The following is a 12,854-nucleotide window of genomic DNA, read 5'->3' as shown; positions in this document are numbered from 1 at the left end:
ATCATTCTCACCTGGCTTGCGCCGCGAACCCCGTTTTTTCTTTGGTTATGCCGATAAGGGCTCCTCCGGCTTCGGTTTGTCGAGATCGAGAATATGCGCGACAATCCCCCGGGCAATTTCCCGCTCGCCCATGATCACCGCGTCGGCACCCAGATCCTGCAGATGCTGGACCTCGGCGTCCGAATGCGCGCGTGCCAGGATGCTGATGGCCGGGTTGGCGGCACGCGCCTTGACGACGATCTGCCCGGCTTCGAAGGCGTTCGGAATGGCGATGATCAGCTGCCGGGCTTCGGCAAGGTTGGCCGCGGCCAGCACATCGCCATTGGCGGCATTGCCGACAATGGTTTCCACATCGTCATCGCGCAGCTTTGCCACGGTCTTGTCGGCATCTTCGATCACCAGAAACGGCTTGCCGACTTCCTTCAGCGCATCGCCCACCAGACTGCCGACACGGCCGTAACCGATCAGCACCGCGTGGTTGGTGAGGGTGGTCGGCTGCAGCTCTTCCACGTCGGGTTCCTCGACGACCGTCGTCTCGGGGCTGGCTTCCGTTGCCGAGGCGGAGCGTTTTTCCAGCCACGGTTTCAGATATCCCACCCCGGCAAAGACGACCGGATTGAGCAGGATCGACAGGATGGCGCCGCCGAGAATGAGATCACGCCCTTCCTGCGGCAGCATGCCGAGCCCGACACCCAGCTCCGCCAGAATGAACGAGAACTCGCCGATCTGCGCCAGACTTGCCGAAATGATCAGGGCGGTCCCTGTGGGATAACCGAACGCCAGCACGATGAAGAAGGCTGCCAGTGATTTGCCCACCACGATGATCGCAAGCGTTGCCAGAAGCGGCAGCGGATCGTTGATGATGGTCATCGGGTCGAACAGCATGCCGACGGAGACGAAGAACAGCACGGCGAAAGCATCGCGCAGCGGCAGGGATTCCTCTGCCGCCCGGTGGCTGAGTTCGGATTCGCTCATGATCATGCCGGCGAAGAAGGCGCCGAGCGCCAGCGAGACGCCGAACAGTTTCGACGCGCCGAAAGCCACACCAAGCGCAATGGCCAGCACGGCGAGCCGGAACAGTTCGCGCGAGCCGGTATGGGCAATGGCATGCAGTGTCCACGGGATGACACGGCGGCCGACGATCAGCATCACGGCGACGAAGGCCGCAACCTTGCCGAGCGTCAGCCCGATGATGCCGCCGATGCCGAGATTGAAATAGGCGACGATGGGGTCGCTGGCGATATGGGCAGCGGCCTCGACCGCCGGGTTCTTGCCGTTGACGGCATCGGCAATGGCCGGCAGCAGTACCAGTGCCAGAACCATGGCCAGGTCTTCGACGATCAGCCAGCCGACGGCGATGCGCCCGCGCTCCGTCTCGATCAGGCGTCGCTCCTGCATGGCGCGCAAAAGCACGACGGTACTGGCAACGGACAAAGCGAGACCGAAGACGAAGCCCGCCTGCATGCTCCAGCCGAGAATCCAGGCAAGCCCGGCGCCGAGCAGGGTTGCCACGACGATCTGGACGATGGCACCGGGAATGGCGATGGCCCGGACCGACAACAGATCCTTCAGGGAGAAATGCAGCCCGACGCCGAACATCAGCAGAATGACGCCGATCTCGGCGAGTTCAGCCGCCAGTTCCTGATCGGCGACAAAACCGGGGGTGTGGGAGCCGGCAAGGACACCGGCAAGCAGGTAACCGACAAGGGGAGGAACGCGCAGACGGTTGGCAATCGCACCGAAGATGAAGGCCACCACAAGGCCCACAACGATTGTCGCAATCAGCGGCGTTTCATGAGGCATATGTCGGTGTCTCCCCCTGGGTCGTGATGAAAAATAATAGAGTCAATCTGTCTGCAGCCAATGACTGCCTCAGTATTGCGTACACATGATGTCTTGCAAACAACTTTTGTCGTTCTGCGGCGCATGAAATGCAATTTTTTTCATACGCCGCAGATATTTAGCTTGGAGAGCTCAGATCAGGCTCCGCTCAGCTCTTCACGGCCGGTGTCTCGCTCGATCCGATGCGGTGCTGGTGGTTCTTTTCCCACCATGTTCCCAAGAGCAGCAGGATCGGCGCTGCGATGAAGATCGACGAACTCGTGGCGATCACGACACCGAAAAGCATCGGCAGCGCGAAGTTTTCCACGGCCTTGCCACCCCAGATTGCCATGGGCAGCATGGCAAGGAAGATGGTGACGGAGGTGTAGATACAACGGGCCAGCGTCTGGTTGATACTCATGTCGATGATCTGGCGCAGCGGCATCTTCTTGTGAATGCGCAGGTTCTCGCGCATGCGGTCATAGACCACCACCTTGTCGTTGACGGAGTAGCCGATCATCGTCAGAAGCGCGGCGATGGCGGTGAGGTTGAAGTCCAGCCCCATCAGGGCGAAGAAGCCGACCGTCTTCGTCGTGTCGAGAATGAGCGTCGCAATCGCGCCGAGGGCGAAGTGCCACTCGAACCGCCACCAGATATAGAGCAGCATGGCGATACTGGCGAGGATGACCGCCAGGACACCCGAGCGCGCCAGTTCCTGGCTGACCTTCGGTCCGACGACTTCCGAGCTTTCGATCTTCACGCCGGCATCGAGCTGTTCGACCGCGGCCTTGACCTTGGTCACGGCCGCCGTCTGGGCTTCTTCGCCGCCATCCTGGCGCTGGACGCGAATCAGGACCTGATTGTCGCCGCCGGCCTGCTGCAGCACGACCTCTCCGAGGCCGAGTGCTTCCAGCGAACTGCGCATGGTGGCAAGGTCAGCGGGTTTCGACGTGGTGACGGCAACCTGGATACCGCCCTTGAAGTCGATGCCGTAGTTGAGGCCGGGATGAATGAACAGGATCACCGAGGCGATCGACAGGAAGATCGAGACGCCGATACCGAAGAAGCGGGCGTTCATGAAGGAGATTTTCGTGGTCTCCGGAACCAGCTTGACCACGTGCTCGATGTGGATGGTCTTCATCTTGCGGCGGCGGACGATGGCCGTCATCACGATGCGCACGACGGTCACGGCGGTGAACATGGAAATCAGCGTGCCGATGACCATGGTGACCGCGAAGCCGCGGATCGGGCCGGTGCCGAACAGGAACAGCAGCAGCGTGGAAATCAGGTGCGTGACGTTCGCATCGACGATGGTGGCGTAGGCGTGTTTGAAGCCGCGGTCGACGGCGGCCATGGCGCCGATGCCTTTGCGGGCTTCTTCGCGGATACGCTCGTTGATCAGAATGTTCGCATCCACCGCAAAGCCGATGCCAAGGATGATGGCGGCGATGCCGGGCAGGGTAAGGGTGGCGCCGATGAGGCTGAGCACGCCGAATGTCAGGATGACGTTGAGCGCCAGCGCCAGGTTGGCGATGAAGCCCCATGCGCCGTAGAGCACGAAAATGAAGCCGACCACGAGGGCGAAGCCGACAAGACCGGTCAGGATGCCCATCTTGATGACGTCGCCGCCGAGATCAGGACCAACCGTGCGTTCTTCGATGACCGTCAATGGCGCGGGCAGGGCACCGGCGCGCAGCAGGGCGGCGGTTGTCACCGTATCCTGCACCGTGAAATTGCCGGTGATCTGGCCGGAACCACCGGTGATCGGCACCTGGATGACCGGCGCGGTCAGCACCTTGCCGTCGAGAACGATGGCGAAGGGACGGCCGACATTCTGGCTGGTGATTTCGGCAAACTGACGCGCACCGACATTGTCGAAGCGGAACGAGATGATCGGCTGGTTGGTCTGCGGGTCGAAGGCGGCGCGGGCGTCGGTCAGGCGTTCGCCGCTGAGCGCAACGCGGTCCTCGACCGGATAGGTCTGGCCGGGATTCTTCGCATCCGGCAGGATGGAAATGCCGGGCGGCGGCGTATCGCCGAAATTGCGGTCGGCGACCATGTGGAACGTCATCTTGGCCGTGCTGCCGAGCAGCGCGCGCAGCTGGGACGGGTCCTGCAGGCCGGGAAGCTGGACGACGATACGGTCGGAACCGACGCGCTGGATCGAGGGTTCGGCAACGCCGACCTGATCGACGCGGCGGCGGACGATTTCAAGGCTCTGCTGCAAGGCGTTGTCGAGCCTGTCCTTCATGCCGGCATCCGTCAGGGTGAGACGGATCGTGTTGTCGGCGGAGGTGATGTCGATGTCGCTGACCGGGGCGGCGAAGCCGACCTGTGCGACCTGGGCCGTCAGTTCCTTCAGAACCGTCACGGCGCGGTCGCGCTGTGCCTGGTCGGCAATGGTGACGATGACGGAATCACCGGCGATGCGGACTGACTGCGCCTGAATGCGTTCGGTGCGCAGCTTGTTGCGCGCATCGTCCAGCATGGCGCGGACGCGGTCCTTCTTCAGGGCTGCGGCGTCCACTTCAAGAACGAGATAGGAACCGCCGCGAAGATCGAGACCAAGCGAAATCTGCTTCTTGGGCAGCCAGTTGGGCAAGGCATCGAGCTGTGCCTTGGTGAAAATATTGGGCAGTGCGAGGATGATGCCCGCAATAATGATGAAAATATAGGTTCCAAGAACCCATTTCGAAGTGCGCATATCAGTGTTCCGTCATGAATTGCGGCGAGGCTGCCGGGAAATGGTCGCGTTTGTTCCGGGCGGCTGCCGATGGTGTTGCGTTGGAACCGTTGCCGAGCAACGGATTGCCTCAGGCAAGCGCGGCGGGGGGAGCCCGGGCGCTGAAAACGCTGATGCGGTCAAGCGCCAGGCTTGAACCGGTTTCGGAGGGTGTGGCTGGCTGTGCGCCGGCCAGAATCAGGGAAATCCCGTCCGGCAGAATGCCGTCATGGGAATTCGTATCGGCACGCACGCCGCTCTTGATTTTCAGGTGCAGGGCTTCGAGCGCAGCGATACGCATGGAGTTCTGCACGGGGGCGGAGCGATTGTCGCTCTCATGGGCAAGGCGGGCATCGTCGCGGACCGGTGCGCTGGCGCGGTTGTTGCGCAGATCCGTTTCGGGAGCGGCGATATAGACGGCGCCAAGGGTCGCAATGAGCCAGAAGATAGAAATCAGCAGCGGAGCGGATCCACGCCTTTCTGATTTGCCATTTCTGTTCAAGCCCATATGCGTTTCCAGCAGTTCCCGTTCGCGGTCTGTCAGACCCCGTTGCGACTCTATTTATGAAGTCCGGCAAGCCGAGTCACTTAAAATCGTCGTGTGCCCGGCCTCATGGACAAAAAAACCGTCGTTTTTGTGAAGCGCAGGCCCTTTCATCGTGCTCTGCGCAGGAAACGGGTGGTTGATCGGCTATAACTGCGGTCTCCTGTGCAGGAATTTCTGCGTGAGTAAGGATGCTGCAATGCCAGACATGAGCCCGATCGATTGGACCGCCGCACAAACGGAGATGGAGGCTTTCGGCTGCTCCATTCTGCGCAATGTCCTGTCGCGCGCCGAATGCACGGCGCTGGCGGATAGCTATCCCGACGATACGATTTTCCGCAAGCGCATCGTCATGGCCCGGCACGGCTTCGGGCAGGGGGAGTACAAATATTTCTCCTATCCGCTCCCCGAAATTGTCCACGGGTTGCGTGAAGCGCTTTATCCGCCGCTGGCCCGCATCGCCAACCGCTGGAACGAGCAGATGGGCATCGATATCCGCTATCCCGATGCGCATCAGGCATTCATTGAGCGTTGTCATGCCGCCGGACAGGACCGGCCGACGCCGCTGCTGCTGGAATATGGCGCGGGCGACTACAACTGCCTGCATCAGGATATTTATGGTATTCACGTGTTCCCGCTGCAGGTGGCGTTTCTGCTGAAAGAGCCTGGCACGGATTTCACTGGCGGCGAATTTGTCCTGACCGAGCAGCGTCCGCGCATGCAGTCGCGGGCGGAGGTGGTGCCGCTGCGGCAGGGTGACGGCGTGGTCTTTCCGGTCAGCCAGCGCCCCGTCAAGGGATCGCGCGGCTATTACCGGGTCAACATGCGCCATGGTGTGAGCCGGGTGTGCAGCGGCCAGCGCCATACACTCGGGATTATCTTTCACGATTCCAAGTAGATGGCAGCATTGCATGATTTGGGGTGCGTGGTTCGACAAGCTCACCATGAGGGAACTGGGTGGGCTGAAACGCCATCCTGGACGTTGCCGAATGGTGTTCCCTGCAATCCCCAACCTCCCTCATAGTGAGCTTGTCGAACCACGCATTGATCTTGCAGCCATCACCTTGCATCGGGCCGCGAACACACGCATTGTGATGCTTTGCATGAGGCCCCGATGGATTACCTTATTTTCTGGGAATGGCTCAGCTTTGCCGCCCGCTGGTTGCATGTGATCACTGCAATCGCCTGGATCGGCTCATCCTTCTATTTCATCGCGCTTGATCTGGGGCTGCGCCGCCATCAGGGCCTGCCGCAGGGGGTGAACGGCGAGGAATGGCAGGTGCATGGCGGCGGCTTCTATCACATCCAGAAATACATGGTCGCGCCGCCGCACATGCCGGAACATCTGATCTGGTTCAAGTGGGAGTCCTACGCCACGTGGCTCTCGGGCTTCGCGCTTCTGTGCATCGTCTATTATGCCGGCGCTGACCTTTATCTCATCGACCGCAATGTTCTTGACGTCTCGACGCCGGTCGCCATCCTGATTTCGCTCGCGTCGATCGGGCTCGGCTGGCTGATCTACGATCTCCTGTGCAAGTCGCCGCTGGCAAACAATGACACGGCGCTGATGCTCATCCTCTATGCGGTCATCGTCGTCATGGCATGGGGCTATACGCATCTGTTCACCGGCCGCGCCGCCTTCCTGCATCTTGGCGCATTCACCGCCACGATCATGTCGGGCAATGTGTTCCTTCTGATCATTCCGAACCAGAAGAAGGTCGTTGCCGATCTGATCGCCGGCAAGACGCCCGATCCGAAGCTCGGGAAACAGGCCAAGCAGCGCTCGACCCACAACAATTACCTGACGCTGCCCGTCATTTTCCTGATGCTGTCCAACCATTATCCGCTGGCGAGTTCGACGGAGTTCAACTGGGTCATCGCCGCGCTGATTTTCATCATCGGCGTGCTCATCCGCCACTATTTCAACTCGAAACATGCCGGAACCGGCAATCCGCACTGGACGTGGCTGGCCTCGGTCGTGCTGTTCATCGTCATCATCTGGCTGTCGACCGTGCCGAAGGTCCTGCAGGGGCCGGAAAAAGTCTCGAGCGCCGCTGCGCCCTTTCTCGCCGCGCAGAACTTTCAGGAGGTGCGCGACACCGTCATGGGACGCTGTTCCATGTGTCATGCGGCGGAGCCGTCCTTTGAAGGGATCATGCACGCGCCCAAAGGAATTCGCCTCGATACGGACGAACTGATTGCGACTCATGCCAGCCAGGTCTATCTGTTCGCCGGTGCCAGCCACGCCATGCCACCGGGAAATCTGACGCAGATGACAGATGCCGAGCGGTCCCGGATCGTGGCGTGGTATCGTTCTGCGGTATCGGGAAAATCCACGCAATGACCGAACTTCTGTTACGCGGACGTCTGTTGACGTTTCACGACGAGCCGCTGGCGGGCGACGCCAGTCCGGACGCATTCACCTATATCGAGGATGGCGGACTGCTGATCCGCGACGGCAAGATCTGGGCCATTGACGACTATGCCCGCCTGCGCGCCGGCGAAGGCCGGAATGTCGAGGTCGTCGACCATCGCCCGCATTTGATCATGCCGGGCTTCATCGATACCCACATCCATTACCCGCAGATGCAGGTTGTCGCCTCCTATGCGGGCGAACTGATGGAATGGCTGAACAAATACACGTTTGTCGAGGAGCAGAAATTCTCCAATCAGGGCCATCCGCAGCGCATCGCCTCGGCTTTCTTCGATGAGCTGATCCGCCATGGCACCACCACGGCCGCCGCCTATTGCACCGTGCACAAGGCGTCGGTCGAGGCATTTTTCACCGAGGCGGACCGGCGCAACATGCGCATGATCGCGGGCAAGGTGATGATGGACCGCAATGCGCCGCCCGGTCTTCTCGACACGGCGCAGTCGGGTTATGACGACAGCAAGGAACTGATCGGCAAATGGCACGGAACCGGGCGCCAGCTCTATGCCATCACGCCGCGCTTTGCACCGACATCGACGCCGGAACAGCTGGAGATGAGCGGGGCGCTGGCCCGCGAATATCCTGATCTGCACGTGCAGACGCATCTGTGTGAAAACACCGCCGAGATTGCCTTCGTAGCGGAGCTGTTTCCGTGGAGCCGGGATTATACGCAGGTCTATGAGCATTACGGCCTGCTTGGTCCCAAGACATTGCTTGGCCATTGCATCCACCTGACCGATGCGGAAATTGCTGCCATCGCCAATAGCGGGTCCGTCGCAGTCTTCTGCCCGACCTCGAACCTGTTCATCGGCAGCGGCCTGTTCAATCTGGCGCGCCTCGAGGCGTCCCATCCGCCGGTGCGCCATGCGATTGCCACCGATATCGGCGGCGGCACCTCCTATTCCATGCTGCGCACGCTGGATGAGGGCTACAAGATCCTGAACATTCAGGGCCAGCGCTATCACCCCCTGCGCTCGTATTATCAGGCGACACTGGGCAATGCCCGCGCGCTGTCGCTGCAGGGCATCATCGGCTCGTTCACGCCGGGCGCGGAAGCGGACTGCATCGTGCTCAATGCCCGCTCCACCCCGGCCATGCGCTTGCGCATGGAAACGGTGGAAACGCTGGTTGAAGAGCTGTTCCTGATGCAGACCATGGGCGACGACCGCACCATTGCGGAAGTCTATATCGCGGGAAAACCGGCGAAGAGCCTGCTCGCATCATAACGAGCGACAAGCCGGAAATTGCTTATTCGACGCGGTAGCCGACCTCCGCCGCCGCATGCCCCAGCGTCTGCCAGAACGAACGGGCAAAGGTGCGGAACACGTAGAGGTCGAAGGTCTCCGCATCGATCCGCTGGATATTGGCGTGGATATCGTGGTGCAGCGTGGCGCGGCCGAAGCCGACGGGAAAGCCGTGTTCGGAAAAGTCGATGGCAAACAGCTTCGACAGCACCCATTCCGACCACGGGCCCTTGACGCGAATGGCGGTGCGACCATGGGTCAGATCGACGATCGTGCCGGTTTCCAGCGGTACGGCCCTGCGCAGGCGGTCTTCCAGATCAGCGGACGGGCTCACGACGAAATAACGTCCGGGCGCGAAACCGAAGGCGGATTTTTCGCCCGCACTGCGCCCGGCGCCGGGTTTGTCCGCGACATTCAATCCGGTTACATTGCCGATGGCGGTCAGGACGGCGGGGATGGTCCCGCGCCATGCGGTCACCTGCACGATGGAAACGTCGTTGCGCTCGGTCAGGACAAGGCCTATGCCGCCGGCGGAGTTGCCGTGGTCACCCGGAACAAAGACGTGGCCGAGGGGCGATTGTGGTTCAGCCATGCATCCGGCTCCCCTCTGGATCAAACATGTGGTGACTGACGATCTCGACGGCGCCGTGCTTGCCGCGCAGAAGGTCCGTCGCATAGGCACGGTTGCCGATCATCGATGTGCCGTGCTTGACCAGCGCCAGCGCGATGTATTTGCCGAGCGCCGGGGAATAGCAGGCCGCAGTGACGTGGCCGAAACTGTCGGCAGGTTCGCGCGGCGCCGCATCGCTGACGATATGGCTGCCGCCGTTGATCGACTGGTTGTCCAGCGAAATCAGGCCGACAAGCGACAGGCGGTTTTCATCGTTCAATCCCGCGCGGTCCTTCATGCCGGAGCCGATATAGGGCTTCTTCTTCGAGAGCATCCAGTCGAGATGCAGATCGTGCGCGGTGGTGCGGCCATCGATTTCGGCACCGGTGACGTGGCCCTTCTCGATGCGCAGCGTGCCCAGCGCTTCCAGCCCGTAAGGCATGATGTCAAAGGGTTTGCCCGCTTCGAGCAGCGCTTCCCAGACCTGCGTGCCATAGCCGGCGCCACAATAGACTTCATAGGCCAGCTCGCCCGAGAAGGAGAGGCGGCAGATCATGATCGGCACATCGCCGATAAAGCCATGCACGATGCCCATGAACGGCAGGGTTGCATTGTCGACACCGGTTCCCGTGACGCAGGCTTCCAGAACAGCCCGGGCCTTCGGGCCCGACACGGCCGTCCCGGCCCAGACATCGGTGACCGAGGTCAGGTGCACGCGCAGGTCCGGCCAGACGCAATCCAGATAAAACTCCAGATGCTGCATGACATTTCCGGCATTGGCCGTTGTGGTCGTCATCAGGAACTGTGTTTCGCTGAGCCGCCAGGTGGTGCCGTCATCATAGACAATGCCGTCCTCGCGCAGCATCAGGCCGTAGCGCGCCTTGCCGACCGGCAGGGTGGAAAACATGTTGGTGTAGACACGGTCGAGCAGTTCGCCCGCGTCCGGACCCTGAATGTCGATCTTGCCGAGGGTCGAAACATCGACAATCCCCACGCTCTGGCGCACCGCGCGCGCTTCACGCACATAGGCCTGTTCGACCGTCTCGCCATGGCTGCCATAAATCATCGGGCGGTGCCACAGGCCGGCTTCATAGGTCTTGGCGCTGTTGGCCAGATGCCAGTCATGCATCGGGGTCAGCCGGTGTGGCCGCAGGTCGCCATAGCGCTCACCGGCGATAGCACCGAAGGATACAGGCGTGAAGGGCGGGCGGAAGCGGGTGGTGCCCGCCTCCGGAATGGTAATGCCGCGCACATCGGCCATGATGGCAAGGCCGGGAATGTTTGATGTCTTGCCCTGGTCCGTCGCCATGCCGAGCGTGGTGTAGCGCTTCAGGTGCTCGACCGAATGGAAGCCCTCGCGGTAGGCGAGGCGGATATCGTCGGCGGTGACATCGTGCTGGAAGTCGACGAATGCCTTTTGCGATTTGGCCGCGGGCTCGATTTCAAACACGGGGGCGGGCGATGCATCGAACATCGGGGCGTCGACGGCAGGCAGCTTCGGTTTGGTCTTGGAGGAGGTGCCCTTGGTCGCGCCATCGGAGAACACGCTGACCGTATCCATGTATCCCGCTGCGGATCCTGCCGTCACCCAGTTCTGGTTGGCCTCCGGCGGCAGGAAGGCCTGCAAATCCTCGTCCCACTCCGGCTTGCCGCCCGCCTGGCTGGCGAGATGGATCGCGGGGGACCAGCCACCGGAGACGCCGAGGCAATCGGTCTTGATTTCCCGCGCCGTGCCGGAGACATGGCCGGTCTGCGCATTGAAATGCTGCACGGTGATGGAGCTGAGCGTCTTGCCCGCATGGGTGCCGGTGACGGCGTGGCCGAGGACCAGTTCCGCCCCCGCCGCCAAGGCAATCTCGATGCAGGCGCCGGACACATCCGCGCGCACATCGACGATGGCAACGATATTGACGCCCGCCTGTGCCATGGCGCGGGCTGCCTCATAGGCGCTGTCATTGTTGGTGAACAGCGTCACATTGGTTCCCGCAGCCACACCATATTCGACCGCATAGCGCCTGACCGCATCGGCCAGCATGACGCCGGGGCAGTCATTGCCGGGAAAGACGATCGGCCGCTCGAACGCACCCGTTGCCAGAATGGTCTTGCCGGTGCGGATGACCCAATGGCGCTGGCGCGGCTGCCCCTTGGTGCGGTTCGGCTTGAAATCGGAGACATGCTCGATGGCGGTCAGGACATTGCCGTCATAATAGCCCCAGACGGAGGTCCGGGTGAGAAAACGCACATTGGCGCGGCCCGCGAGCGCTGCCGCCTTTTCCCGCGCCCAGACTGCGGCGTTGCGCCCGTCGATCAGTTCCGCCGATGCAAGCAGTGCGCCGCCGGCAACCGGCCGTTCCTCCGCGATGATCACCTGCGCGCCGGTTTCCGCTGCGGCTTCCGCCGCCAATAGTCCGGCGGGGCCGGTGCCCACCACCAGCACGTCGCAGAAAGCGTTCATGCGCTCGTAATGGTCGGGATCGGCGGCAATGCCTGCCTTGCCGAGACCGGCGGCGCGGCGGATGAATTTTTCGAAGAACATCCAGACCTTGGTGCTGCGCAGCGGGCCGATGGCCGGGCCCATGAAGGTCTTGTAGTAGAAGCCCGCCGACAATATCGGCCCGGCCAGCTGGTTGATGGCCATGACATCGTGTTCGAGCGAGGGAAACCGGTTCTGGCTTTCGGTGACGAGGCCGTCATGGATTTCCAGTTCCGTCGCGCGGACATTGGGTTCGCGCACATCGCCGTTGAGAACGGTGACGAGCGCATTCGGCTCGTCGCTGCCCGCCGCAAAGACGCCGCGCGGCCGGTGATATTTGAACGAGCGGCCGAAAAGCGTCACGCCATTGGCAAGGAGGGCCGAGGCCAGCGTATCGCCGGGGTGGCCGCTATAGGCCTTGCCGTCGAAGGTGAACCGCACCGTCCTGGCGCGGTCGATCCGTCCACCCTTGGGGAGCCGTGACGCGGTCATGGGCGATCACCGCCTTTCCCGGCGGCAACGGCATCCCGGGCAAAGCCCACGGACGAAATGACATGGGTCGCCATATCGCGCGTGACGATCAGATGCTGGCGGCAGCCGCCGCTGTGCAGCCAGAACTCACGGTGCGCGCCTATGGGATTGGCCCGCTCATAGACATAGGCGTTCCATGCGGCCTGATCGGATGAGGCCGGGTCGGGGCGCTGGCGTGTCGCGTCGCCCTGATAGGTGAATTCGATGACGTCGCGCGGGCCGCAATAGGGGCATTTGATGATCATGGTCTTCTGGTCTCGAAAGCGAATCTGTTGCGGTTGGACGTTTGTTTCCCGATTGTGCCAGTCAACAGTGTGCGTCTGTACTGGTCAAGATGAGCACGAGGCGAAGGCGAGCAAAATTGTGACTTTGGCAAGTTTCCGGCCTGCCGCAGGTGTGACGATGCATGATTACCCCGACATTATGCTACTGTCGCATTGCTGGAATGGTCATCACGATAGCGGCGAGCACTGTCAAC

General features: G+C 61.7%; 9 protein-coding genes. 3 read left to right on the top strand and 6 right to left on the bottom strand.

The window, feature by feature from the left end:
- Positions 1 to 45 precede the first annotated feature (45 nt).
- The 3 genes from ybaL to ACP7B1_RS11345 form a co-directional block, all read right to left on the bottom strand.
- Positions 46 to 1,803, bottom strand: coding sequence for a YbaL family putative K(+) efflux transporter (gene ybaL / locus ACP7B1_RS11355; protein WP_223612804.1), 1,758 nt, complete (start codon positions 1,801 to 1,803; stop codon positions 46 to 48).
- A gap of 187 nt (positions 1,804 to 1,990) precedes the next feature.
- The gene (gene secD / locus ACP7B1_RS11350) at positions 1,991 to 4,525 is read right to left on the bottom strand and encodes a protein translocase subunit SecD (RefSeq protein ID WP_346307130.1); all 2,535 of its coding nucleotides are present in this window, start codon (positions 4,523 to 4,525) and stop codon (positions 1,991 to 1,993) included.
- A gap of 109 nt (positions 4,526 to 4,634) precedes the next feature.
- Positions 4,635 to 5,051 carry a hypothetical protein gene (locus ACP7B1_RS11345; RefSeq protein ID WP_346307129.1) on the bottom strand — a complete coding sequence of 139 codons (417 nt, stop codon included), beginning with the start codon at positions 5,049 to 5,051 and terminating at the stop codon, positions 4,635 to 4,637.
- A gap of 280 nt (positions 5,052 to 5,331) precedes the next feature.
- Here ACP7B1_RS11345 and ACP7B1_RS11340 point away from each other — a divergent pair, with 280 nt between their 5' ends.
- From ACP7B1_RS11340 to guaD, 3 genes are all read left to right on the top strand, one after another.
- Positions 5,332 to 5,985 (top strand): 2OG-Fe(II) oxygenase, encoded by a 654-nt coding sequence (locus ACP7B1_RS11340; protein WP_426136937.1) that lies wholly within the window; start codon positions 5,332 to 5,334, stop codon positions 5,983 to 5,985.
- A gap of 216 nt (positions 5,986 to 6,201) precedes the next feature.
- Positions 6,202 to 7,431: a urate hydroxylase PuuD gene (locus ACP7B1_RS11335; RefSeq protein ID WP_223612808.1), complete on the top strand. Its 1,230-nt coding sequence runs from the start codon at positions 6,202 to 6,204 to the stop codon at positions 7,429 to 7,431.
- The gene (gene guaD, locus ACP7B1_RS11330; RefSeq protein WP_346307783.1) at positions 7,428 to 8,744 is read left to right on the top strand and encodes a guanine deaminase; all 1,317 of its coding nucleotides are present in this window, start codon (positions 7,428 to 7,430) and stop codon (positions 8,742 to 8,744) included. Before ACP7B1_RS11335 ends, guaD begins: the two co-directional genes overlap by 4 nt.
- 22 nt (positions 8,745 to 8,766) lie before the next feature.
- Here the strand turns inward: guaD and ACP7B1_RS11325 are convergent, their stop codons facing one another.
- Genes ACP7B1_RS11325 through ACP7B1_RS11315 form a run of 3 tightly spaced genes read right to left on the bottom strand, consistent with a single transcriptional unit; the run spans position 8,767 to position 12,621 of the window.
- On the bottom strand, positions 8,767 to 9,354 hold the full coding sequence (locus tag ACP7B1_RS11325) for a sarcosine oxidase subunit gamma (protein ID WP_346307784.1): 588 nt from the start codon (positions 9,352 to 9,354) through the stop codon (positions 8,767 to 8,769).
- Positions 9,347 to 12,337: a sarcosine oxidase subunit alpha family protein gene (locus ACP7B1_RS11320; RefSeq protein ID WP_346307785.1), complete on the bottom strand. Its 2,991-nt coding sequence runs from the start codon at positions 12,335 to 12,337 to the stop codon at positions 9,347 to 9,349. The genes ACP7B1_RS11325 and ACP7B1_RS11320 overlap by 8 nt, the downstream gene beginning before the upstream one ends.
- Complete coding sequence (locus ACP7B1_RS11315; RefSeq protein ID WP_346307786.1) at positions 12,334 to 12,621, bottom strand: sarcosine oxidase subunit delta; 288 nt, start codon at positions 12,619 to 12,621, stop codon at positions 12,334 to 12,336. Before ACP7B1_RS11315 ends, ACP7B1_RS11320 begins: the two co-directional genes overlap by 4 nt.
- Positions 12,622 to 12,854: the final 233 nt, after the last annotated feature.

This window comes from Phyllobacterium sp. SL163, assembly GCF_049896885.1.
GTDB lineage: Bacteria > Pseudomonadota > Alphaproteobacteria > Rhizobiales > Rhizobiaceae > Phyllobacterium > Phyllobacterium calauticae.
The sequence above is the reverse complement of the archived record's forward strand: the minus strand, read 5'-3'. Positions and strand labels throughout refer to the sequence as shown.